Origin of the sequence: Chromobacterium sp. LK1, from assembly GCF_001043555.1 — a bacterium.
Classification (GTDB): Bacteria; Pseudomonadota; Gammaproteobacteria; order Burkholderiales; family Chromobacteriaceae; genus Chromobacterium; species Chromobacterium aquaticum.
The window spans coordinates 1-23,555 of sequence record NZ_LDUI01000006.1 but is presented as its reverse complement, the minus strand read 5'-3'; the positions used below and the strand labels follow the sequence as shown (position 1 = coordinate 23,555).

Annotated in this window: 27 protein-coding genes; 20 read left to right on the top strand and 7 right to left on the bottom strand. The window is 63.5% G+C overall.

Going from position 1 to position 23,555, the window contains the following annotated elements:
- Positions 1-86: 86 nt before the first annotated feature.
- Entirely contained in the window at positions 87-872 is a 786-nt protein-coding gene (locus VI26_RS04025) for an inositol monophosphatase family protein (protein ID WP_197081382.1), read from the top strand.
- 6 nt (positions 873-878) lie between these two features.
- Here VI26_RS04025 and VI26_RS04020 read toward each other — a convergent pair whose 3' ends face one another.
- From VI26_RS04020 to VI26_RS04000, 5 genes are all read right to left on the bottom strand, one after another.
- Positions 879-1,226 carry a DMT family protein gene (locus VI26_RS04020; RefSeq protein WP_197081375.1) on the bottom strand — a complete coding sequence of 116 codons (348 nt, stop codon included), beginning with the start codon at positions 1,224-1,226 and terminating at the stop codon, positions 879-881.
- A 7-nt stretch (positions 1,227-1,233) separates the two neighbouring features.
- Positions 1,234-1,425 (bottom strand): Lar family restriction alleviation protein, encoded by a 192-nt coding sequence (locus tag VI26_RS04015; RefSeq protein WP_048408465.1) that lies wholly within the window; start codon positions 1,423-1,425, stop codon positions 1,234-1,236.
- 85 nt (positions 1,426-1,510) lie between these two features.
- Positions 1,511-2,845, bottom strand: a complete 1,335-nt coding sequence (locus VI26_RS04010) for an SGNH/GDSL hydrolase family protein (protein ID WP_082150873.1) — start codon at positions 2,843-2,845, stop codon at positions 1,511-1,513.
- Positions 2,846-3,105: 260 nt separating this feature from the next.
- The gene (locus VI26_RS04005; RefSeq protein WP_048408464.1) at positions 3,106-4,119 is read right to left on the bottom strand and encodes a class I SAM-dependent rRNA methyltransferase; all 1,014 of its coding nucleotides are present in this window, start codon (positions 4,117-4,119) and stop codon (positions 3,106-3,108) included.
- Between the two features lie 184 nt (positions 4,120-4,303).
- Positions 4,304-5,671: an SGNH/GDSL hydrolase family protein gene (locus VI26_RS04000; protein ID WP_231580951.1), complete on the bottom strand. Its 1,368-nt coding sequence runs from the start codon at positions 5,669-5,671 to the stop codon at positions 4,304-4,306.
- Between the two features lie 256 nt (positions 5,672-5,927).
- Between VI26_RS04000 and VI26_RS03995 the strand changes: the two genes are divergently transcribed.
- Together VI26_RS03995 and VI26_RS03990 are read left to right on the top strand one after the other, a co-directional pair.
- Positions 5,928-6,803, top strand: coding sequence for an HD-GYP domain-containing protein (locus VI26_RS03995; protein WP_048408556.1), 876 nt, complete (start codon positions 5,928-5,930; stop codon positions 6,801-6,803).
- Between the two features lie 178 nt (positions 6,804-6,981).
- Positions 6,982-7,917, top strand: a complete 936-nt coding sequence (locus VI26_RS03990; RefSeq protein ID WP_048408463.1) for an alpha/beta hydrolase — start codon at positions 6,982-6,984, stop codon at positions 7,915-7,917.
- A gap of 293 nt (positions 7,918-8,210) precedes the next feature.
- On the opposite strand, the gene VI26_RS03985 is transcribed toward VI26_RS03990, so the two are convergent.
- Together VI26_RS03985 and VI26_RS03980 are read right to left on the bottom strand one after the other, a co-directional pair.
- Positions 8,211-8,795: an SIS domain-containing protein gene (locus VI26_RS03985; RefSeq protein ID WP_048408462.1), complete on the bottom strand. Its 585-nt coding sequence runs from the start codon at positions 8,793-8,795 to the stop codon at positions 8,211-8,213.
- 192 nt (positions 8,796-8,987) lie between these two features.
- Positions 8,988-9,707 carry a helix-turn-helix transcriptional regulator gene (locus VI26_RS03980; protein ID WP_197081374.1) on the bottom strand — a complete coding sequence of 240 codons (720 nt, stop codon included), beginning with the start codon at positions 9,705-9,707 and terminating at the stop codon, positions 8,988-8,990.
- A gap of 329 nt (positions 9,708-10,036) precedes the next feature.
- Between VI26_RS03980 and VI26_RS03975 the strand changes: the two genes are divergently transcribed.
- The 17 genes from VI26_RS03975 (at position 10,037) to VI26_RS03895 (ending at position 23,503) form a co-directional block, all read left to right on the top strand.
- Positions 10,037-10,450 (top strand): Mor transcription activator family protein, encoded by a 414-nt coding sequence (locus VI26_RS03975; protein ID WP_048408461.1) that lies wholly within the window; start codon positions 10,037-10,039, stop codon positions 10,448-10,450.
- Positions 10,451-10,641: 191 nt separating this feature from the next.
- On the top strand, positions 10,642-11,064 hold the full coding sequence (locus tag VI26_RS03970; protein WP_048408460.1) for a M15 family metallopeptidase: 423 nt from the start codon (positions 10,642-10,644) through the stop codon (positions 11,062-11,064).
- Entirely contained in the window at positions 11,064-11,285 is a 222-nt protein-coding gene (locus VI26_RS03965) for a hypothetical protein (protein ID WP_048408459.1), read from the top strand. The genes VI26_RS03970 and VI26_RS03965 overlap by 1 nt, the downstream gene beginning before the upstream one ends.
- Positions 11,285-11,863, top strand: coding sequence for a hypothetical protein (locus tag VI26_RS23085; protein WP_053074210.1), 579 nt, complete (start codon positions 11,285-11,287; stop codon positions 11,861-11,863). The genes VI26_RS03965 and VI26_RS23085 overlap by 1 nt, the downstream gene beginning before the upstream one ends.
- Positions 11,860-12,057, top strand: a complete 198-nt coding sequence (locus VI26_RS03955) for a TraR/DksA family transcriptional regulator (RefSeq protein ID WP_048408458.1) — start codon at positions 11,860-11,862, stop codon at positions 12,055-12,057. Before VI26_RS23085 ends, VI26_RS03955 begins: the two co-directional genes overlap by 4 nt.
- Positions 12,058-12,071: 14 nt before the next feature.
- Entirely contained in the window at positions 12,072-12,287 is a 216-nt protein-coding gene (locus VI26_RS03950) for a hypothetical protein (RefSeq protein WP_048408457.1), read from the top strand.
- An 81-nt stretch (positions 12,288-12,368) separates the two neighbouring features.
- Positions 12,369-13,661, top strand: coding sequence for a tail fiber protein (locus tag VI26_RS24780; protein ID WP_082150872.1), 1,293 nt, complete (start codon positions 12,369-12,371; stop codon positions 13,659-13,661).
- Between the two features lie 115 nt (positions 13,662-13,776).
- A complete protein-coding gene (locus VI26_RS03940; RefSeq protein ID WP_048408456.1) occupies positions 13,777-14,469 on the top strand; it encodes a DUF1834 family protein in 693 nt (230 codons plus the stop codon).
- A gap of 75 nt (positions 14,470-14,544) precedes the next feature.
- Positions 14,545-15,966, top strand: a complete 1,422-nt coding sequence (locus tag VI26_RS03935; protein ID WP_048408455.1) for a phage tail sheath C-terminal domain-containing protein — start codon at positions 14,545-14,547, stop codon at positions 15,964-15,966.
- A 143-nt stretch (positions 15,967-16,109) separates the two neighbouring features.
- The gene (locus VI26_RS03930; RefSeq protein WP_048408454.1) at positions 16,110-16,484 is read left to right on the top strand and encodes a hypothetical protein; all 375 of its coding nucleotides are present in this window, start codon (positions 16,110-16,112) and stop codon (positions 16,482-16,484) included.
- 62 nt (positions 16,485-16,546) lie between these two features.
- Positions 16,547-18,442, top strand: coding sequence for a M23 family metallopeptidase (locus VI26_RS23590; RefSeq protein ID WP_197081373.1), 1,896 nt, complete (start codon positions 16,547-16,549; stop codon positions 18,440-18,442).
- The gene (locus VI26_RS03920) at positions 18,442-19,749 is read left to right on the top strand and encodes a DNA circularization protein (protein WP_048408452.1); all 1,308 of its coding nucleotides are present in this window, start codon (positions 18,442-18,444) and stop codon (positions 19,747-19,749) included. Before VI26_RS23590 ends, VI26_RS03920 begins: the two co-directional genes overlap by 1 nt.
- A complete protein-coding gene (locus VI26_RS03915) occupies positions 19,733-20,791 on the top strand; it encodes a phage baseplate assembly protein (protein WP_048408451.1) in 1,059 nt (352 codons plus the stop codon). The genes VI26_RS03920 and VI26_RS03915 overlap by 17 nt, the downstream gene beginning before the upstream one ends.
- Positions 20,792-20,807: 16 nt before the next feature.
- Positions 20,808-21,407 carry a phage baseplate assembly protein V gene (locus VI26_RS03910; RefSeq protein ID WP_048408450.1) on the top strand — a complete coding sequence of 200 codons (600 nt, stop codon included), beginning with the start codon at positions 20,808-20,810 and terminating at the stop codon, positions 21,405-21,407.
- Positions 21,408-21,513: 106 nt separating this feature from the next.
- Positions 21,514-21,864, top strand: coding sequence for a phage GP46 family protein (locus tag VI26_RS03905; RefSeq protein ID WP_048408449.1), 351 nt, complete (start codon positions 21,514-21,516; stop codon positions 21,862-21,864).
- Positions 21,864-22,928 carry a baseplate J/gp47 family protein gene (locus VI26_RS03900; protein WP_048408448.1) on the top strand — a complete coding sequence of 355 codons (1,065 nt, stop codon included), beginning with the start codon at positions 21,864-21,866 and terminating at the stop codon, positions 22,926-22,928. Before VI26_RS03905 ends, VI26_RS03900 begins: the two co-directional genes overlap by 1 nt.
- Entirely contained in the window at positions 22,925-23,503 is a 579-nt protein-coding gene (locus VI26_RS03895) for a YmfQ family protein (RefSeq protein WP_048408447.1), read from the top strand. Before VI26_RS03900 ends, VI26_RS03895 begins: the two co-directional genes overlap by 4 nt.
- The last annotated feature ends 52 nt before the right edge of the window (positions 23,504-23,555 follow it).

Below are 23,555 nucleotides of genomic sequence, written 5' to 3'. Positions count from 1 at the left end.
AGTCGCTGTTGATATCGGTATTTTGCTTTGTTTGCTGCAATTGCAGCAAATGGGATTGTAGCGGCCTTGGGGGAAAACGGATGCAGGTGCTGGAACAGGTGATGCAGGTGCTCAGGGAAGTGGCGCGCGACGAGGTGATGCCGCGCTTTTTGCGCGTGGGCAAAAGCCGCAAGGACGACGGCACATTGTTCACCGAGGCCGATATGGCTTGCCAGCAGGCTTTGCAGGCCGCCTTGCCCCGCATCCTGCCGCACCCGGTGCTGGGCGAGGAGATGGAATTGGCCGAGCAGGACCGGCTGTGGGCGGAAAATCAGGATGGCCTATGGGTGGTGGACCCGATAGATGGCACCACCAACTTCGTCAACGGCCTGCCGTATTTCGCCATTTCCGTCGGCCTGATGGTGGGGGGCAAGAGCCGGCTGGGCGTGATCTACAATCCGGTATCCCAGGAAATGTTCTACGCCAGCCGCGGCGAGGGCGCTTATCTGAACGGCCAGCGCCTGCCGCTGAAAACCGTGGTCAACACCATGTGCGACGCCATCGCCAGCGTCGAAGTCAAATACCTGCGCTCCGGCAAGCTGGCCGCGCGCATCGGCAGCACCTGCCCCTGCGGCAGCCTGCGCAATCTGGGCTCCAGCACGCTGGACTGGTGTTATCTGGCGGCCGGCCGCTACGATCTTTATCTTCATGGCGGTCAGCGGCTGTGGGATTACGCCGCCGGGGCGGTGATCCTGGAAGAGGCCGGCGGCCAGATCGCCAGCCTCAACAGCGACGATTACTGGAGCGATGTGATCTGGAAGCGTTCCGCCATCGCCGCGCTCAATCCGGAGCTGTTCTCCCAATGGCACCGCTGGGTGCGCGCCAACCAGTAGCCGGCTTCAGCCGCGGAACATGAAGTAGACCGCGCCCACCAGGCACAGCCCGGCCCAGACGTAATCCCAGCGGAAGGGCTGGTTCATGTAGAACACCGCGAACGGTATGAACACCGACAGCGATATCACTTCCTGAATGATCTTCAGCTGCGACAGCGTCATCGTGCCGTAGCCGGCGCGGTTGGCCGGCACCTGCAGCAAATACTCGAACAAGGCGATGCCCCAGCTGGCCAATGCGGCCAGCCACCAGGGCTTGGACGACATGTCCTTCAGGTGGGCATACCAGGCGAAGGTCATGAATACATTGGACAACACCAGCAGCAGCGGCGTCAGCAGATAAGGCGAGATATTCATGATGTGCTCAGCGGCTGGCGTTCCAGTTGGCGATGGCTTCCTTCTTGTTGTCGGCCTGGGCGCCGATGGCGCTGCAATTGCCGTTGTCCGGGTAGCGGCTGCATTGCACCCAGAAGCGGCGGGAGCCGGCCTTGATCAGAAGGGCGGGCGCGCCGCATTTGGGGCAGGGTTTCAGTGTGGTCTGCTGGGCTGGGTGCATGGTGGGATGTCCGGCTGAAACCGGCATCTTACCCCAAGCCGCCGCGTGATGGCGGCGGCTTGGGGAGGAGAGCCGTCGCCGGCGCTTAGCGCCGCGCCTTCAGCGCCGCCGCGGCGGAAACCGCCGGGTCCGCCGCCTTGACGAAGTTGGCGACATAGCCGCCCAACAGCTTATGGGTGTGGGTGGTGGGATGCAGCACGTCCCAGAACACGAAGCTGTCCGGATTGCCGCATTCCGCGTGCGGCTTCTGCTCCCAGATATAGGGCAGGCTGGCGTTGCCGGCGATGTCCAGGCAGGACTGGGTGGCATTGCTGACCTGGTACTTGGCCGGGTGATCGAGCAAGTCGTCGAACAAGGTGTTGCTGTCGAACAGGTTCAGCTTCAGCGTGCTGCCGTATTTCTGTTGCAATTGCGTCACCAGCAGCGCCAGCTTGGCGTTGTAATCGCGCACCTGCGGCGCCAGCGCGGCGGCCTTGCCGCTGGCCTGGGCCGCCGGGGTGCGGGCCAGATTGGGCAGATTCAGCACCACGATGTGACGCGCGCCGGCGTTGATCACACGCTCCAGCGCCTTGCTCTGGTCCGCGATCACCTGGTCCACGGTGCGGCCGTAGTTGAGCAGGTCGTTGCCGCCTATCAGCATGGTGAACAAGGTGTTTTCCGGCCGGTAGTTGGCCGCTTTCTGCATGTATTGCGACCAAGACTCCACCTGCTGCAGCAGGCCGGGCACCACCAGGTGCTGGTCGGCGGCGGAACCGCCTATCGCCCAGTTGTAGATCGGCAAGTTCAACTGCTCGGCCAGGTATTCCACCCACACCCGGTCATTGCTGAAGCGGCCGATGAACCAGCTCTTGGCGTTGGGCAGCTTCCACTGCGACGCGCCGTACATATTCTGAGTGTCGGACAGGCTGTCGCCGAACACGATCAGCTTGTTGACGCGCGCCGGCTGGCTGGCGCTGTCCTGGCTCCAGATGGTGTGGTTGTAGGACAGCTGGTTGTTGGCGGCGGCGTACAGCGCCACCGGCCGGCTGATGCCCTTGGCCGCCAGCGTTTTCTGGCAGACGCCGGCCAGGGTGTCCTGGGTCACGTCGCTATAGAACATATTCTTCAGCGCGACGATGCTGCCGGACCACCAGTAGCCGTTGACGCGGTAGTAGTCGCCGCTGCTGGGATCCAGCGCCCAGTGATAGCTGGTTTGCGGCTTGGCGCCGTTCATGTCCAGCCGGTAATAACAGCGCAGATAGGTGTAGGTGGTGGCTCCCATCGCCACGGCCGGCTTGGTCGGCGCGGCCTTGACCTGAGCTTCGCTGAGCGGCCCGCCCGGGGACAGATAGTCCAGTTGCGGGTCCAGCTGAGCATGGGCCTGGCTGGCGGCGAACAGGCCGGCGGCGGCCAGCAGGCCGCGTAGCAGTTGAGGTTTCATTGTACTTTCCCGATACGTGATTTGAGTCAAGCTGTCTGTCGTGTGCCGTCTAGCGCGGCAGTCGCGGCTTGATGCCGTAACGGAATCTTTAAGTATCTACAGGTGAAAATAAACGGTAATTTTAAGATATGCGTAAAAATGCCATATGGCTGAATGGCTGTGGTTTTTTATGCAAAAACGCCCGCGCAGGGCGGGCGTTTGGCGAGATTGGATCTGGCCGCGGCAATCGGGCCGGGGCCCGCCGCCGTCAAGAGCACAGCTCAGACGCTGAGCGCGACGATCTTCAAGGGGTGCTTGCCGTCCGGGCTGGGGAAGTCCGCGTCCGGAGTGATCCATTCCGCCGCGCGCACTTCGCGGCCGGCCTTGGCCGCGCTGCGCGTGAGCGCTTCCAGCCAGGCGTCGCCATCCACCTGCGCGACGTTGTTGCAGCAGATCAGCGTGCCGCCGGGCGCGGTGGCCAGCAGCGCCGGCTTGAACAGCGCCTGGTAGTCGTTGATCAGGTCCACCACGCCGAAGGGGCTCTTGGAGTAACGCGGCGGATCCAGGAACACCAGGTCGAACTGGCGCGCTTCCAGCTTGGGGAAGGGAGGCATTCTCTTGCCGCGCACGCGCTCGGGCTGGCCGATGCCGGACAGCTGGCGAATGGCGGCGAACACATCGCTCTGCACGCAGCGCGGGCGGGTGGCCAGCAGATTGAGCTTGGCGTTGGCGCGGCCGACGCTGAGGCTGGATTCGGCGAAGTCCACGTTCATCACGAAGCTGGCGCCGGCCTTGGCCGCGGCCACGCCGACGCCGCAGGTGTAGGCGAACAGATTGAGCACGCTCTTGCCGGCCGCCAGCTGCATCACATGGCGGCGCGCGGCGCGCAGATCCAGGAACAGCCACGGGTCCTGGCCTTTGTGGCGCGCGCGGTAATGGTAGTTGACGCCCAGTTCGCGGATGGTGTGGTCGGCTTCGGCCTCGGCCTGCTGTTCCAGCGTCAGCGCGTTGCCGATGCGCGAGTTGCCGGCGCTGCGGTCGTTGTACATCAGCGGCAGGCCGGGATGGCTGGCCTGGTAGTGAGCGCGAATCTCCGCCAGTTCGGCATCGCTCAGCGCCTGATGGAAGCTCTGCGCCAGCAGTTGCTCGCCGTAGCGGTCCACGGTCAGGCCGGGGGCGCCTTCCGCGCTGCCGTGAAACAGCCGGTAACAGTTGGTGTCTTCGGCTTGCAGCCGGGCGATCAATTCTGCGCGCGCGGCTTCGGCGCGTTGCAGCAATGGGGTCAGGGAGGACATCGGGGGCCTTCGCTTGCGGTTCCGGGCCGGCTCGCCGCATAGAGGCGGGCGCGCCGGAAAATCCTTCATTGTATGCGTTGCCGCGGCCGCGCTCAAATGCATGGCCGAAAAAGGCCTTGCAAAACAACAGGCCGCCCGCGGGCGGCCTGTTGAATGGTGCGGCTTGGCCGTTGGCCGGCGGTGCTTAGCGTCGCGGCAGCGCGGCGAAGCCGGCGCGGCCGTTCAGGAAGCCGTATACCTCGTCCGCCAGCACTTTATGGGTGCGGGTGGTGGGGTGCAGCGTGTCCCAGAACACGAAGCTGTCCGGATTCACGCAATTGGCGCGCGCGTTCTGGGCGCTCAGATAATTGGCGCCGGAGTCCGCGTTGATATCGAGGCAGGACTGGGTGGTGTTGCTGAACTGGTATTGCGCCGGATTGCCCAGTACCTGGTTGAACAGCGCGTAGCTGTCGAACACCCGCAGATTCAGGCCGCTGCCGTACTTGAGGCGCAGTTGGGCGGCCAGCGTGTTCAGGCGCTGGTTATAGTCACGTACCTGGGCGGCCACCTGGGTGGCGCCGGACTTGAACTGGAACACCGGCGCCCGCGATACGTCGGGCAGATTGAGCACCAGGATGTTGCGCGCGCCGGCGTCGATCAGGCTGGTCAGCGCCTGGCTCTGGCCGCTGATCACCTTGTCCACCGAGTTGTTGTAGTTCACGAAGTCGTTGCCGCCGATCAGCATGGTGAACAGCGTGCTGGCCGGATCGTAGTCGCGGGCCTGTTTCATGTAGTCCTTCCATGACTGCACCTGTTGCTGCACGCCGGGGATCACCAGTTTTTGCGTGTCCACGCCGGCGCCGCCCACCGCCCAGTTATAGACCGGCAGCTGCAGGTGGCCGGCCAGGTATTCCACCCACACCTGGCCGTTGCTGAAATGGCCGAGGAACCAGCTGTTGCGGTTGGGCAGCGTCCACATCGAGGCGTTATAGACGTTCTGGTTGTCGGACAGGCTGTCGCCGAAGGCGACGATCTTGTTGATGGCCGCGCCCTGGCCGGCCTTGTCATTGGTCCACACCGTGTAATTGAAGGACAGCTGGTTGTCGGCGGCGAACACCATCGCCGGGTTCTGCTGGATGCCCTTTTTCTGCAAGGTGCCGCGGCAGACCGTTTGCAGCGTGCTCTGTGCCACATCGGTGTAATACATATTCTTCCAGTCCAGCGCGCTGCTGGACCACCAATAGCCGTTCAAGCGGTAGTAGTCGCCGCTGCTTGGGTCCAGGGCCCATGCGTAGTCGGTGGTGGGCTTGGTGGCGCTGCCGCCGGTGCGGTAATAGCAGCGCAGATAGGTGTAAGTGGCCGGGCCGGGCACCGACATCAGTTCGATATTGGCGTCGCCGCGCGCGGCGCGGCTCATCGGCGCCGGCGGCGCCGTCTTCAGCAATTGCTCGCGGCTGAGCGGGCCGGACGAAGACAGCACGTGGCTGTAGCGCGGGTCCGGCTGTATCGGTTCCTGGGCGGCGGCCTGCGCCAGCGGGCTCAGGGCAAGGCTCAGCAATAGCAGTGATTTCATTGTTGTCTCCTCGTGTGGAACGCGCGGCCCGGACGCTGCGCGCGGACCGCGTGTCGCCTAGGCTAGCCAAGAAAAATGAAAACTTCATGCAAATGGAATGAATGCTCTAGTTTTCGCCGCGACACTGTCGTATTGCTGCCAGTGCAGCAAAGCCGCATTGATATGCCATATTGAAATCATTCGGCCCGAGACGCCGCCGGGGCGCTTGCAGATATCGCTCTCGCGGCCGGGTTTCACCGCATGCGAGGACATGGCGATGCGACAGGCGCAGGAACTGCTGAAAACGCTGTACACGATGGCGATGATGGTGGAGGCGCGCGACGCCTATACCGGCGGGCATTTGTGGCGGGTATCGCGCTTTTGCTATGCGCTGGCCGACAGCCTGGGCCTGTCGCAGTCGGAAGTGGAGCGCATCGCGCTGGGCGGATTCCTGCATGATCTGGGCAAGGTGGGCGTGCCGGACACTGTGCTGAACAAGCCGGACAAGCTCAGCGACGCCGAGTACGAGGTGATCAAGACCCATCCGCAAGTGGGCGCCGACCTGCTGCGCGACCACCCGCTGGCGGAACTGGCGCTGGACGCGGTGCTGCGCCACCACGAAACCCCGGACGGCCGCGGCTATCCGCTGGGCCTGCGGGGCAAGGACATCCCGCTGGCTGCGCGCATCGTCGGCATTGCCGACGCCTTCGACGCGATGACCAGCACCCGGCCGTATCGGCGCGGCATGCCCAAGGAGCGCGCGCTGGCCATCATCCGGGAAAACCTGGGCAGCCAGTTCGACAGCGAGTTGGGAGAGCGTTTCATCCAGTTGGGCGAGGCGGGCCGTTTCGACCACATCATCGGCCATAGCGAGCCGGGCATTCCGCTGCAGTGCTGCCAGGGCTGTGGCCCCATCATCGCGGTGCCGCGCAGCGCGGCCGACGGCGACGAGCTGTTCTGTCCCAGCTGCGCCGGCGGCTATCGGCTGTCGCGGCGCGGTCCCAACCTGGCGCTGGAGCCCTCCGGACGCTCCAATCCGGCGCAGGCGCGCCAGCCGCGCGCCGATCCGGGCCTGATCGATGATTTGCTGCTGGGCGCGGAGCCCTTGTTGCAAATGCGCAAACCCAGCTTGCTGGAAAGGCTGTTCGGCTGAGCAGGCAGCGGGTAGGGCATGCCAGGTGCGCAATCCGCGCTTGCACTGCGATACCAATGGTATAAGCTGGCCAGGTCCATCACCGGATCATCCGCCAGCGCGCCGCGCCCGGCCTTCTCCCGACTTTCCCCGCTTGCGCCCGCGCGCGTATGCCACGCCTGGGCCGATAGGAGCTTGCATGCATCAGCTCGATCCCGCTCTGGCCGTCTGGCTGGAGGAGTACAACCGCGAATTGGCCGATCTGGTGGCCAAGGGCTACAAGGCTACCGCCATCGGCGCGCGCGAAGCGCTGGCCAATCTGACCCGGCAGATGGTGACGCCGGGGCCGGACATCGCCTGGGTCAACGACGAACTGGTGGCGGGTCGCGACTACACCGTGCCGGTGCGCATCTATCACCCGGATCCCAAGCGGCCGCTGCCGGTGCTGGTGTTTTTCCACGGCGGCGGCCATATGGTGGGCAGCGTCAGCGTCTACGATCCGATTTGCCGCCGCCTCGCCGCCGCCAGCCGGCACGTGGTGGTGTCGGCGGAATATCGGCGCTCGCCGGAAAGCCCGTACCCGGCTGGCCTGCAGGATGCCGCCACCGTGGCCAAGGGCGTGTGGCAGGCGCTGGACGCGCGACAACTGCCCTATGTGCGCCAGCTGTCGCTGGCCGGAGATTCCGCCGGCGGCGCGCTGACCTCCAGCCTCAGCGGCCTGGGGCAGTACGATGCGTCCTTGCAGATCAAGCGCCAAGTGCTGATCTATCCCAGCGTCGATTACACGCTGAGCCAGCCTTCGGTGGACGAGAATGGCGAGGGCTATCTGCTGACCAAGGCGCGGGTGGCCTGGTATTTCGACAACTATTTCCAGCATGCGGAAAACCGTCTGCAGGCCTCGCCGCTGCACTGGGCGTTCACGCGCAAATTGCCGGACACGCTGCTGGTGTCGGCCGGCTTCGATCCGCTGCGCGACGAGGACTTCCTCTATGTGGACAAGCTGCGCGCGGCGGCGGTGGAGGTGGAGCACCTGCACCTGGACGGCATGGTGCATGCCTTCCTCAATCTGGAAGCCATCGTGCCGGACGCCTGCCGCATGGTTTACCAGCGCATCGGGGAATTCCTAAACCGTTAGAACCTGTTCAAGGTCTGCTGCGTTCGTGAAGCGTTACACGGTGAGTACAAGCTCAAAATGCTCATGTGCCACGACTACATTCCGCTTTTTCGCTCGTTTTCGCCTTGTCTCGCTCTTGCCCGCGAGCCTTTGAACAAGCCCTAGCGCCGCGCCGCAGGCAAAACCAAACCGCCGCCGGGGAGAACCGGGCGGCGGTTTTTTTATCGCATCATGCCGTTGGCGTACTGACAGGCGTCGCTTGGGGCGCGGCGCGCGATATCAGCACAATGGCAAACGTGACAGAGCAGGAAAGCTCAATAGTTTTCCGGGCAGAAGTGACGTTCGACCAGTTCGATCAGGATGTGCAGCACCTTGATGTGCAGCTCCTGCACGCGGTCGGCGAACTGGCCGCCGGGCGTGTTGACGTAGACGTCGGCCAGCGGTTCCAGCCGCGTGCCGGCGCGACCGGTGAGAATCACCACCTTGACGCCCATTTCGCGCGCCACTTGCGCGGCGTTGACGATGGTCTGGCTGTTGCCGCTGGTGCTGATGCCGATCAGCACGTCGCCGGCGCGGGCGTGGCTTTCCAGATAGCGCGAAAACACGAACTCGTAGCCGTAGTCGTTGGCGACGCAGGTCATGTGGCTGGGGTCGGAAATGGCGACCGCGGCCATGCCGCGGCGGTTCTTGCGGTAGCGGCCGGTCAGTTCCTCGGCGAAATGCATGGCGTCGCACATCGAGCCGCCGTTGCCGCAGGAAAAGATGCGGCCGCCCGCCGCCAGACTGGCGATCAGGGTTTGCGCGGCCGCGTCGATGCTGGCCAGCGCTTCCGGATTCGCCAGCAGATTGGCCAAGGCGGTTTGCGCCTCGCCCAGGCTGGCTTCGATGTGTTGAATCATGGTGGTATCCGTTTCATGCGGTGCGGCAAAACAGCAGTTTACACCCGCTGCGCCGGGCCCAGAACCTGTTTACGATCTCGCGAGCTAGAGCGAGACAAGGCGTTGCGGCTGAGAAAGCGGCATGTACCCGTGGTGCATGAGCATTTCGAAGACGATTTCAACGCCGCAGCGCAGCAGATCGTGAACCCGTTCTCAGCCAATCTGACGGCCGAACCAGACCACGCGGCCTATCACCTCGAACTCGCCGGTATTGCGCTGCAGATCGACGGTGAAAGTCTCGTACAAGGGATTGGCGCTGCGCACCTGCACCGCGCCGCCGGGCAAGCGCTGCAACTGCTTGACGAAGATGTCCTCGCCCATGCGGATCACGTACAGGCCCTCGCCGGGAGAGTGCTCGGCGGTGTTGACCAGGATGGTATCGCGGTCCTCCAGCACGCCGCTCATGCTGTCGCCCTTGACGCTGATCACCGCCAGGTCCTTGGCGGAAGCGTTCAGATGGTTCTTGATCCAGTACTTGCGGAAGGCCATATAGAACATCGGCGCCTCTTCGCTGGCATTAGAACCGAAGCCGGCCGACGCCTTCAGGTTATAGCGCGGGATGAAACAGAACTCTTCATGCACATTGTCGGGTACAAAACAATCCGAATCCCGTTCTAATCTGCGCGGCGCGCTGGCGGCGGGCGCGGTGTCGTAAGGCTGGCCGCTGCCATGCAACAGCCATTCCAGCCTGCAACCGGTGGCTTCCACGATCTTGCTGGCGGTTGCGGAGCGGGGCACGCCGCCGTGATACCACATATTGGTGAACGAGCCCTTATTGATACCGATGCGAGCAGCCCAGGCATAGGGCTTTTCCGCGCCGATCAGCGACTCCAGCCGCTGCTTGAAGTCACTTTGTTCCAAGTTTTTTTCCATATAGAACTCCATTTGGCATGCGGGCAGAGCCCCGTTCTGTCATGTCAAATGACCTGTACGTTAGGTCAGGTAGTGACATCGTACTAATTGCTAGGTTTTATGTTTTGAACTAAAATAGCACTTACGTTGAGAGTGAAGTTCAAAAACAAAAAGCGCAGGTCAAGGCTAAGCAGTGACATCTTGTTGCAACAAGCGTTGATCAAGGAATTCATGGGCTTGCGTCAAAATAGAACAGTGGTTCTAAATGCCGCCTGCGTATGCTTTCAGAAGTAATTATAACTCATTTAGAACTTATCGTCTTTGTTCCGTGATTACAAGGAGATTTTGCGATGACCGTAGCCAATATCGCCCCGGCCCTGCCCGAAACCATGCGCCTGGTGGCCGAGCTGATAGGCTTGCCGCGTACCTTGCAACTGGTGCAGGCGCTGGGCGGCACCACTCTGCCCATCTCCAAGAACCAGAGCAAGGCGGGCCAGCTGCGTTTCGCCGCGCTGGTGGAAGTGATAGGCGAAGATGCCGCCTCCAGTCTGACCCATCATTTCGGCGGCGACATCCTGTACGTGCCGCGCTGCAGCCAGGCATTGCGGCTGGCGCGCAATCAACAGCTGTTGAACGACTTCGATCAATTACTGGAACAGGGCCTGGGCGCCAATGAAGCGGTCAGCGTGCTGGCCATCCGCTACCAGCTGAGCGACCGCATGGTGTGGCGTGTGCTGAAAACCCCCAGCCAAGAACTGCATTAAAGCCGCCGGCGCCCGCCGCGGCGCGCCGGGTCCTCGGCGCGCAAGCTTCAAACCGTCTTTCTCCTTCCTGATTTCATCCTGTTCGATTCTCGCCGGACCCGCAACAGCGGCGCGTCTCAGCCTGGCAGGGCTGCGCGCGTCGCGGGCCGGACGCGGAGCCCCGCACTTTTCGTCAACAGCAAGGAGCATTCATGGCCAGTAGAGCTATTTCCGACCTGCACCCGCAGCTGCAACCCCTGGCCGAAGCATTCGTCCGGCGCTGCCGCGATGCCGGCGTGGAGGCGCTGATCACCTGCACCTGGCGCTCCGGCGCGGAGCAGGACGCGCTGTACGCGCAAGGCCGCAGCCGGCCCGGGCCCAAGGTCACCAATGCGCGCGCCGGCCAGTCCGCGCACAACGCCATGCGGCACGGCAGCCCGGCGGCGCTGGCCTTCGACGTGGTGCCGCTGATCGGCGGCAAGCCAGTCTGGGACGCCCATCACCCGCACTGGCAGCTGATGGGCGAGATCGGCGCCGCGCTGGGCCTGAACTGGTATGGCCGCCCGGATGCGCCGTTCCGCGAGTTTCCCCACTTTGAGCTGAATTCGACCGACCTCGACAAGGAGAAAAAGTGATGCGTCTGTCCGACTTGATGACCCGGCCCGGCGGCCGCCGCCTGAGCCACTCCCGGCTATGGGCCAATATCGCCTGCGCCGCAGCCACGCTGCTGTTCGTGGTGGAAGGGCTGCGCGGCACCCTGGACGCGGAGATCTGGCTGATCTACCTCGGCATCGTCGGTGGCTACTCCGCCGGCTTGCGTCTGATCGCCGCCTGGCGCGACCGGGGCGGCCGCTAATGGCGCCGCTGCCAACCTGGCCGCGGCTGGGCGCCTGGCTGCTGCCGCCCTTGCTGGCGGCCGGCATCGTGTATCCGCTGGGCCTGCGCCACGGCGCGGACAGCTGGCGCGCGCGGCTGGCGGAACAGCAGGCGGCGGAGCAGCGCCGCCAGGCCGAGCAAGCCGAACAGGCGCAGCGGCAACTACAGGCCGCCTTGCAGCAACAACGGCGCTTACAGCAGCTGGTCGGCGAGCAGGAGAGCCGCTTGCTGCGTCAGCAACAGGATGCGCAGCAAAGGCTGCAAGCCCAAAAACAAAGGATCGAATATGTCGTGCAACAGGATGGCGGCCGTTACGGCGGCCTTGGCCCTGACAGCCTGCGCCTCTACCGGCAAATCCTCGGCTATCCCGCCGCCGCAGTGCCCGCAGCCGACGCCGTATCTACTGCAGATTCCCATCAAACCCCCGCCGCCGATGCCGGGTTACCGGCAGCAGACCTCCTGGCCCATGCCGCCGACTACGGCGCCTGGTGTCAGCAGCTCGAACAAAGGCTGACAACGCTCGGCGGGCTGTTTTCAACCGAAGGACCACAACCATGAGCGACTTTTTCGACCGGGCCAGCGAACTGGAAACCGAGTTCCGCGAGCAAGCGATTGCCCGCCATTACCAGCAGAGCGAGCAGACGGGCTACAGCCACTGCGAGGATTGCGGCGACCCCATTCCGTCCGCGCGCCGGACAGTGATGCCCAGCTGCACCCGCTGCGTGATCTGCCAACAACTGGCCGAAGGCTGAAAGGCGGGTTTCACGTGGAACATGACAATCTGATGGCCTTGGGCCGCATAGAGGGCAAGCTGGACATGATCGTTGCCCATCTCGCCAAACAAGACAAAAAACTGGAAGAACTGGACAGCCGCCTGCGCGACGTCGAAGTCCAGGCCGCGCGCAGCGGCGCCTTGTCCGGCGCGGTGTCCGCGCTGGCGGTGACGCTGCTGGGCGAATTCCTCAAGCGGCTGCTGCACTGAGCGGCGGCCCGCCGTTTCATCCGCCCGCCTCCGGCGCAGCGTCGAATTTCCCCCCTTCCAAACCTTGTGAAAGGAATCCAGATGTCGCAAACGACGGTCTGTATCAAACCGCAATTTCAGGTCAATGTCTTGGGACAAACTGAGGCCAATCCAGTGCGTATCGAAATGAACCAGTGTTGTGGTAGCGATGTTTCATGCGATGGAGGCTCGTCCACGGGGGCTCTTCCCAGCGGGGCCATCCAATACTTCGCCCGTAAGGATGCGCCCGCGGGTTGGCTCAAGGCGGATGGCTCCCTGGTGTCCAAACAGCAATATCCGTCCTTGTACCAGGCAATTGGCGATATGTTCGCCAACAAGGAAATGGATGCCGATATCCAGGCACTGCTCAAGTTTGATGATCGTAACAAGCTGATCGACCTGATCAGCGGCAAGGAAGCCGTGCTGGTTGGTACCGCGAACCTGAGTTCCGAACAAAGCAAATTTGGCAAGACCAGCCTGCAGACCAAGGCCAAGGGCAGCTACGCCCGCTTCACGATGCAAAGCAAGTTCAACCCGGAGGCGTTCACCATCGAGGGCTGGCATTACCCGATGTTTACGGGTCACCCCAATTGGGTTTTTGGCATGAACGCTTCGGCACCCTGGGGCGAGATCGGCCTTGGCATCCACTCGCAGACCAAGGCGCCGATGGTTTGGCTGGCCGGTCCCGGCTCCGGTTTTATTTGTGAAGGCGTTCAGGGGCAGGCCAATGCCTTTCCTGAGCCCCGCTGGTATCACATCGCGCTGTGTTACGACGGAACGACCTATCGACTGTTTGTCGACGGCAAGCTGGTGTGGAGTCTGAAAACCGAGCTGAAGGTCAATATTCCGGACAACACCATTGTGTTCTCGGTGGATGGACACGATCCGATTTACGCCGATTCCGCCGGCGGCTACTTCCAGGATTGGATGATCTCCAAGAAGTGCCGCTACCAAGCCGAGTTCACTCCGCCGGGTGAACAAACCGGCTCGTCCCGCCCGGAAAACAGCGAACAGTTTCAACTGCCCGACCTGCGCGGCGAGTTCATCCGCGGCTGGGACGACGGCCGCGGCGTGGACCCGGCTCGCAAGCTTGGCAGCGCTCAGAAAGGCACGCTGGTCGCCGCCAACGAGTATTTCAGCGACAACGAGCTGTACAACATCAGCACCAACGTCGGCACTGGGCAGGCGGCCGCCGGCACCGCCGCCTTCGGCGCGGATGTCCCGGACCTGGCCGGCTACCCCGGCCTGGAAATGCACTATGTCACCGGCGTCAAGGGCGTGTTGAGCAATTACCTTAGCTCGGTCGGCGCCGCCCGCCCTCGCAACCTCGCCCTGCTGGCCTGCATCAAGGCCTGATCCCCGCCGGCCGCGCCCGCGGCCGCAAGCCCCACTGACATCGCTCAGCTAAGCCCAAAACCGTGGGCGCGCGACAATAGCCATATCGATAAACCGCTGAATCATTGAGGAAATCATGTCCCTGCTGATCCAAGTGCAAGACGCCATCGCCGATCGCCTGCGCCAGGGCCTGGGCCGCATGGTGCGCGAAGTGGCGGCCGATCTGGACGAAACCGGTTTGTGCGGTCTGGACCTCGCGCAAGGTTCGTTCCAGAGCCGGCTGACGCCGGCGGCGGGCAGCCCCGGCCTGAATCCGCAGGCCTTGGCGCGGCTGCCGGCGTTGTGGACCGTGGCCGGCGGCATCAGCGCCTGCCAGCCCTCGGCCAGCCTGCGCCAGCGCTACAAGGCGCAGGCGCGCTTCACCGTCATCGTCGGTGATCGGCTGCAGGCGGATCACGGCTATGCCGGCGCCGGTGTCTGGCAGCTGGTCTACGCGGTGCGCCGTTTGCTGTCGGCCCAGGACTTCGGCCTGGCGGTGTCGCCGCTGATGCCCGAGCAAGTACGGCCGCTGGGCCAGGCTCAGCGCGACGGCCAGCCGTGGAGCCTGGTGGCTTGCGACTTCTCCTGCCATTGGCTGGACGAGGCGCTGGACAACGGCCACTGGCCGTCGCCGCAGGGCGAGGCCGATCCCGACCAAGTATTCGCCCGCTTCGGCGGCCGTCTGGAAGGCCCCGCCGCCGAATGGCGCAGCACTCGCCTGGACTACAGCCTGGACGGCAAGCCGGGCGTTAAGGCCCAGGACGTGGTCAAGCAGCCGCCATCCGCCTGATTTTTCCGCAGTATCCCGCCGCGCCGTCCGGCGCGGCGCCTTTCCCCAACCGCATCAACCAGGAGCCCATATTCTATGGCCAGCCCCAACATCAGCTTCGACCAGATCCCGGCATCCATCCGCAAACCGGGCAAATACTTCGAGTTCAACACCAAGCTGGCAGTGCGCACCCTGCCGGGCAACCCGCAGCGCGTGCTGGTGATCGGCCAGCGCTTCGCCGATGCGGCCCAGCCGGCTCTGGCCGCGCTGGACGTGTTCAGCGACGAGCAGGCCGCCCAGGCCTTCGGCCGCGGCTCCTATGCCCATCTGCTGGCTCGCGCCGCCATCAACGCCAACCCCTATCTGCAACTCAGCGTGATCGCGGTTGACGACGCGGACAGCGCCGCCGCCGCCGCCGGCTCCTTCACCTTCACCGGCCCGGCCACCGGCGCCGGCGTGGCCAGCCTGTTCATCGGCGGCCGCCGCATCGACGTGGCCGTGACCGCCGGCGACGACGCCGCCAAGATCGCCGCCGCCGCCAAGGCCGCCGTCGACAAGCTGGCTGACCTGCCGGTGACCGCCGCCGCCGCCAAGGAAGTGCTGACCCTGACCGCCCGCCACAAGGGCGCGGCAGGCAACGCCATCGTGCTGAAAGCGCAGGAACAGATCGCCGGCCTCGGCATCACCGTGGCCGCGATGAAGGGCGGCGCCGCCGATCCGGACATCGCTCCGGCGCTGGCGGCCGTGGTTAGCGGCGGCCACCACATCGTGGTCAACCCGTTCAACAACGACACCGCCTTCACCGCGCTGCGCACCCACCTGGACTTCGTGTCCGGCCCGATGGAGCAACGCGGCGCCATCGGCGTGGTCGGCGCCGTCGGCGCGCTGGCAGAAGTCAGCGCCATCGCGTCCAAACTGGCCAGCGGCCGCGTCAGCGCCGCCTGGTATCGCGGCTCCGCCAAGCTGCCGGGCGAACTGGCCGCCGCTTACGCCGCGGTGATCGCCAGCGAGGAAGATCCGGCCCGTCCGCTGAACACCCTGGAACTCAAAGGCCTGGACGTGGTGGAACTGGCCACCCGTACCAGCCGCACCGAGCAGGAAAACGCCCTCTACAACGGCGTGACCCCGCTGGAAGTGGGCCCGGGCGAACGCGTGCAGATCGTGCGCTCCATCAGCACCTACACCAAGGACGCGCAGGGTGTGGACGACGTATCGCTGCTGGATCTGACCACCATCCGCACCCTGGACTACGTGCGCCGCGCCTGCCGCGAGCGCGTGGCGCTGCGCTTCCCGCGCGAAAAGCTGTCCGACCGCACCCCGTCCAAGGTCCGTTCCGAACTGCTGGACGTGCTCTACAAGCTGGAAGAACTGGAAATCATCGAAGCGGTGGACGCCAACAAGGACGGCCTGATCGTTGAGCGCGACGCGCAAGACGTGAACCGTCTGGACGCCAAGATCCCGGTGGACGTGGTCAACGGCCTGCATGTGTTCGCCGGCCGTATCGATCTGCTGCTGTAAGCGGCAATGGGTAAACACGCGGGGTGCCGCCTTGCCCCAACGCGCTTACCCGAGTGGGCCTAGTTTTCCCCGTTAACGCTTGATCCGGCGGCCCGCTGTCAAACCGGCCGGGCCGCCCACATGAAACCGAAAAGGACATTCACATGGCTTTGAAAGAATACGCAGGTTCGATCGTACTGGAAGTCAACGGCCAGGAAATCGACGTCATCGACCTCAACGTCAGCAGCAAGACCGGCCGCAAGCTGGTGAAAACCATGAACAGCAGCGGCCGCGCCCGCGGTTTCGCGCGCGGCATCTCGGAATACGAGCTGTCCGTCACCGTCTCCATCCCGCTGTCCGGCGAACTGGATTGGGAAGCGATCGAAGGCGCCAAGTTGACCGAATTCCCGGTGGCGCCGGGCGGCAAGCGCACCAGCTACCTGGACTGCTTCACGCTGGAAGTGGGCGAGAAATACGGCGTGGAAAGCGAAGCGCGCCGCGATATCAAGCTGCTGTCGCTGCGTAAAGTAATGGAGTAATTAATTAGTTGAATGGCTCGCCCTTAAACGGGTGAGCCATCTGCATGCCCAAAGGAAATGGTATGACTACATATAACCCTGGTAAAAAATTCCGAGTTTCCAGCGAATGGTCGCCCGATAGAAAACATCCTGTGACAGGGAAGCATGAAGCACACCGTGGCCAAGATTGGGCGGCTCCCGCAGGAACAGATATACCCGCTGCCGAGGCTGGGAAGGTCGTTTTTAAAGGCAATATGAATGGTTACGGCAATACCGTAATTCTTGAGCACAACTTGAATGGTAAAGTCGTTCAGACACTTTATGCCCATATGCAGAAGCCATCGCCGTTGAAAGTGGGCGATACAGTTAAAAAGGGGCAGTCAGTCGGGCCGGTGGGTAATACAGGGAATAGAAGTAAAGGCAACCATGTCCACTTTGAAATTTTGGAAGATAGAAAATCGGGTGATGGGACGATTAAAAAAGGCCATGCCTCCACTGATCCAAGAAAGTTTTCATTTCCAGATCACGGCCCCAAACCAACCGCAAACTCCACTAAAGAAGCGGAAGGTGGGGTGACTCAGATTGTAAGCTCAATTGCTGACAAAGCCACTGAGTTGAGCAAAGGGGTTCTGGGGTATTGGGGCCAAGAAAATAAAGAGGAAAAAGCAGGAGGGGGAACGGTTCAATCTAAGGGCATGCCTTTTGTTGGAGGTATTGAAAAAATAAACGCCAAAGGGGTAAGCCACTTTCAGGAAGCTGCCGCCCAAACCACGTATGGGGCTACTTTGTGGCAGGCCGAGGGTGGTGGTGCAATTGGGAAAGTTAACACATTAGGGTATGCCGGGAAGTACCAGTTTGGTAGGAATGAAGTTACGGCTGTTGGGAAGAAGCTTGGCTATGTTGATGCCAAGGGTAATTGGGTTGGAAAGAATAATATTAAAAGTAAAGCTGATTGGCTAAAAAATGGCCAGGTGCAAGATGAATTTTTAAAAGAATACACTAAATTAAATTGGCAGACTCTTCAGCGGCTGATGAAGAGGGCGAATTTGAATTTAAAAGATTATATTGGAAAGAAAGTAGCGGGCATTACTATCACAGAGAGTGGTTTGTTGGCTGCATCTCACTTAGCCGGAGCGGGCTCAGTAGGGAATTTCCTAAAATCTAATGGTGAGCGAATCGCCGTGGATGGTAGTGGGAAAAAAATGACAGACTATCTTTCCATGGGAGCAAATAAGGATGTTAGCAGCATTACCGGCAACCCCTTTGAGATTTATAAAGACATAGGGAAGCTGGATGATAAAGAGCACAAATACAATGTTGCTGGTATGTCCGGGCTTTCATATACGCGGAAAAAAGATGGGAAGAAAATTGTAGTCAAAGTAATGGAGAGTGAGAATTATCAACAACAGGCTGAGTATGCTGTTGGGAAAATGAAGGGAAGTCAAGCCGGGCCAGGGGCGGCGGCTGATACTGTTCCTCCGACAAAGGCGGAGGAGGGTTGGGTGGATTCTTTAGTAAACAATGTTGAAGGGTTTTTTACTAAGGGGGTAGAAAAAAACAAGGCAAAGAAAGCCAGTTCTCCCAGAATCGATCCTAAAAAGGCAGATCCTAAGAAGGTAGAGCCTAAAAAGGTAGAACCTAAAAAGGTAGAACCTAAAAAGGTAGAACCTAAAAAGGTAGAACCTAAAAAGGTAGAACCTAAAAAGGTAGAACCTAAAAAGGTAGAACCTAAAAAGGTAGAACCTAATATTGCGGAAGCTAGTGGCCGCTCCGAGAGCGCTAGCCAAAAGAACGCGCTATCAGAAACTAGTCAACTGCCAACAGAGCAAATAAATATTGTCCTTGGTCAGCTCCAAGCCACCCTGTCCCAGCTCAGCAGCATGTTGTCCCAACCCATTCAAATCACCGTCGACGTCCAAAACGGCAACATCGTCGCCGCCGTCAACGCCGCCAATAGCCAACAACAAAGGAGAAGCTGATGTTCAATCTCAGTCTGTTTGCCGGTTCCGCCGCCGGCGCGCTGGTGGACGCCAGTTTCCGCGGGGTGCGTTTTGAATGCCTGCGCAGCGTGGACAGCGCCCAGCGCGACCACGCAATGCACGAATACCCCTACCTGGACGGCGCCGACGTCGAGGACCTGGGCCGCAAGGCGCGCAAGGTGTCGCTCAGCGTGTTCTTCTGGGGCCGAGATTACCAGCAGCGGCTGCGCGACTTCGTCGCCGCGCTGGACCAGTCCGGGCCGGGCGAGCTGATCCACCCGGTGTTCGGCAGCATGCCCAAGGCCCAGCTGCTGGATTACCAGATCAGCCACGAGGCCGACGCGCCGGACTCCTGCACCGTGGAAGCCAGCTGGGTGGAAGCCACGCCGGGCAATCCCTTCTTCGCCAGCCAGCAACCCTTGCAGCAGGTGGAAGCGATAGACGCCTTGGCGGCCAAGGCGCGCAGCCTGGGCGGCGAAGCCTTCGCCAAGGCCCAGGGCCTGTTGCAGAACGCCAATACCGCCTTGATCCGGCTGGGCACGCTGCGGGTGAAACTGAACGACACCGTGCGTCAGCTCGCGTCCATGGCGCAGCGCGGCATCGCCCAAGTGGTGGACCTGCTGGCCTATCCGCAGGCCTTCATCAGCGAAGTCACCTCGCTGGTCGACGACATCGCCAGCTGGCGTTTTGGCGTCAAGCTGGAAGTCTGGCCCGGCCTGTCGTGGGAAACCGAGGTGAAATGGCCGCAGGCCACGCTGGCGGACTGGAACGCGATGCGCGACCGGCTCAATGGCGTGTCCAAGAAGATCGGCCGCGCGTCGGACTCCTTGAACCAGGCCGGCCAGGCGCTGGAAGTCTGGACCGCCGATGAAATCCGCATCGACGCGCTGCTCAAGCTGACCGCTTCCACCTCGCTGGCCAAGGCCGCCGCCGGCCTGTTCCACGGCGAAGCCACGCAACCGACGCTGACGCCGGTGGCGCTGGAGCAGGTGGCCGGCGACGTGCGCGCCGCGTTGCAACAAACGATAGAACAATGGCGCAAGGCGCTGCCGGGCGAGGACGCGCGCCAAGTGATAGAAAGCCTGCGCGACCTGGGCCTGCAAGTGCAGCGCAGCGCCGCCAGCCTGATCGCCGCCAAGCCGCCCATCGTCACCCGCAAGGTGGAGTCCGCCGCCAACCTGCGCCAGCTGGCCCATCTGTGGTACGGCGACAGCAGCCGCGCCACCGAGCTGCTGCGTCTGAACCCGCAGCTGGCCCATCCCAACCATCTGCAAGCAGGAGAGCTGATCCATGGCTACGCCCGCTAAGCCCGCGCCGGACAAAAACGAAGTCAGCCTGCAGATCGCCGGCAAGGCCCATCGCTATTGGACCCAGTACAGCATCGATTCCGACCTGGCGATGGCCGCCGACGCCTGGCAGGTGTCGCTGGGCCTGCCCGGCGGCGAGATGCCGCCCAGCGTGGCGCCGGGCGCCGAGGTCAAGGTGCTGGTGGGCGCGGACATCGTGCTGCAAGGCCGGGTGGACGACATCAGCCACAGCGTGGCCGCCGGCAGCCATCAGCTGACGCTGTCCGGGCGCGACCTGGCCGGCATGCTGCTGGATTGCAGCGCGCCGCTGTTCACCGGCAAGGGCATGACGCTGAGCGACGTGTTGGAAAACGTGGTCAAGCCGCTGGGCGTCAGCCGGGTGCGGGTGGATGCCAAGGCCAAGGGCCAGATCGAGAAAATCAGCGTGGACCCGGGCAATAGCGCCTGGGACGTGCTCAACCGCGCCGCCGCGGCCAATGGCCTGGCCGCCTGGTTCGATCCGGACGGCACCCTGGTGGTGGGCGGCCCGGACTACAGCGCGCCGGCCAAGGCCAAGCTGATCCTGCGCCGCGACGGCCAGGGCAATAATGTGCTCAGCCTGAGCGAAACCCGCTCCCACGCGCCGCGCTACTCGCAGCTGACCCTGCTGGGCCAGGGCCATCGCCAGGCCTTGACCCCGGGCCGCCACGATCTCAAGCACCAGTCGGCGGACCCGGACGTCCCCTACCACAAGCCGCGCATCATGGTGGAGCCGGACGCCGCCAACGTCGCGGAGCTGGCGGCGCGCGCCGACAAGATACTGGCCGACGCCAGGCTGGCCGGCTACACCCTCAGCGCCACCGTCGCCGGCCACCGCAACAGCGCCGGCGAACTGTGGAAGCCCGGCCAGCGCATCCAGGTGGAAAGCGAGCCGCACGGCATCAAGGGCGGCACTTACTTCCTGATGGCGCGCACCTTCAGCGGCGGGCGCGGGCAGGGCTGCACCACCCGGCTGACGCTGAAAGAAGACGGCCGCTGGCTGCCGGTCATGCGCAAGAACTAACGGAAAGGTTGAATCCATGTGGAATGACGTAGACCAAAGAATCCGCCGCGCCTTCAGCAATGTGCGGCAAGGCTTCCGCGCGGTGCTGACCCGGGTGGACAGCAGCGGCGATGTGCAGACGGTGCAGGCCGACGCGCTGGCCGGCGAACAGCTGCAGGACGCGGAACTGTTCCAGCATTACGGCTACAGCGCCAACCCGCCGCCGGGCAGCATGGCGGTGGTGCTGCCGCTGGGCGGGCGCAGCAGCCACGGCGTGGTGATCGCCACCGAGCATGGCAACTACCGGCTGAAACAGCTCAAGCCCGGCGAAGTGGCCTTGTACAGCGACGAAGGCAGCAAGATCGTGCTCAAGCGCGGCCGGCTGATCGAAGTGGAATGCGACACCTTCAGCCTGCGCTGCAAGAACTGGCAGGTCAACGCCAGCGAGCAGGCCAGCTTCACCACGCCCACGCTCAGCACCAGCGCGCAGCTGGTGGCCCAGGGCCAGATCAAAGGCAATGGCGGCATGGCCATCCAGGGCGGCGTCACCGTCAGCGGCGACGTGGTGGCCGGCGGCAAGAGCCTGGTGGGCCACCAACATAGCGGCGTGCACGGTACGACCAGTCCACCTTTGTAACACAAGCTTTTCGCCAACAACGCCGTTGATATCGCGCTGTTGAACGCCTGCCGGCACTGACCCGCGTCCCTTATCCCCAACCCCTGCAAACCCGGAAAATAACGCCATGGACCCTCTATTGGACCCCATCACCGGCGACTACGCCGGCGGCACCACCGACACCCTGGCCAACGCCGTCTACCTGCGGCTGATGACTCCGCTGGGCGGCTGGTGGGCCGATCCCGAACTCGGCTCGCGCCTGCACCTGTTGTCGCGCAGCAAGGACACCAGCCAGATCGACCTGATCGCCTGCCAGTACGCCGAACAAGCCCTGCAGCCGCTATTGCGCGACGGCCGCGCCCGCCGCGTCGGCGTGCAGGCGCAGCGCCCCGGCAGCGGCCGCCTGCTGCTGCTGGTTGAAGTGGAAGAAGCCGGCGGCCAGACCCGACATTTCCAACACCATGTGAGGATAGCCTGATGCCTTTGTCCACCCCGGATTTTGAAACCATACGCGGCGCGCTGCTGCGCGACCTGCAAAACCTGCGCGCCGATGCCGACGTCGGCCCCGACAGCGACTTCTTCGTGCGCGCCAGCTCGGTCGCCAGCGCGGTGGAAGGCTTGTACCAGCACCAGAGCTGGATCGCCCGCCAGATCTTCCCGGACAGCGCCGACCGCGACTACCTGGAACAGCATGCCCGCGTGCGCGGCCTCAGCCGCAAGCCGCCGGTGGCGGCCAAGGGGCAGCTCAAGCTGAGCGGCAATGCCGGCGCCAGCTTCGCCGCCGGCCTGAAAGTGCGCCTGGGCGAGCAGCTCTACACCACCCAGGCCGCCGGCCAGCTGGACGCGGACGGGCAGGGCAGCGTGGCGGTGGCGGCGGACCTGCCCGGTCTGGCCGGCAACAGGCCGGCCGGCGCGGTGGCCGAACTGATGGCCGCGCCCAGCGGCCTGGCCAGCCGCGTCAGCTTCGTCAGCATGGACGGCGGCGTGGACGAAGAAGACGACGCCGCCTTGCTGGCGCGGCTATTGGAACTGATCCGCCGCCCGCCGGCCGGCGGCAACCGCCACGACTACCGCCGCTGGGCGCTGGAAGTGCCCGGCGTGTCCGCCGCCTATGTCTACCCGCTGCGCCGCGGCCTCGGCACCGTGGACGTGGTGATCACCGCCCAGGACAACCTGCCCTCGGCCGATACCCTGGCCGCGGTGCAAGCCCATATCGAAGACCTGCGCCCGGTCACCGCCAAGAACTGCCTGGTGTTGGCGCCCACGCCGCGGCCGGTGGACATCGAAGTGGGGCTGGCGGTGGACGGCACCACGGTGCAGGCGCTGACCGAACCGCTGCGCCAGGCGCTGGCCGCCCACTTCTCCAGCCTCGCGCCCGGCAGCAAGCTGTACAAGAGCCGGCTGGAAGCGCTGATCTCCGACCTGCCCGGCGTGGTGGACCGCCAACTGCTGTCGCCGGCCACCAATATCGAACCGACGGTGAATGAGAAAACCGTGGAATGGCTGCGCCTGGGCAAAGTCACGGTGAGGGGGCTGCAATGAACCCGCAAACCCCGCATAGCGAATTGCTGACCCGGCTGCTGCCGCCCACCAGCTACAGCCCGGACGGCCCGCGCCTGCTGGCCGAACTGGGCAGCGAAGGCGCGGCGCTGGACCGCACGCAGAACAGCGCGCGGCAACTGGTGGGCGCCACCACGCCGCTGCTGGCCGAAGGCCTGCTGCCGGACTGGGAACGCGTCTGCGGGCTGGCCCCGCCGGCGGACGCGCCCTACCAGCAGCGCCAGCAGGCGGTGCTGGCCAAGCTGGCTGAAACCGGCGGCCTGTCCATCCCTTATTTCACCCGGCTGGCGGCCGGCATGGGCTACCGCATCGCCATCAGCGAACCGCAACCGTTCCGCGCCGGCATCAACCGCGCCGGCCAGCAGTTGTGGACCGCGGACATCCCCTGGGTGTGGCAAGTCACCGTGTTCGGCGCCAAGACCCGGCCGTACTTCTTCCGCGCCGGCCAGTCGCTGGCCGGGGAACGCCTCACCACCTTCGGCGACCCGCGGCTGGAAGACCTGTTCAAGGATCTGAAACCGGCTCACACCCACGTCTACTTCGCCTACCAGCCTTAAATCTGTTTATGATCTGCTGCGCGTCGGCGATACGGCGTTGAAACCGAGCTCA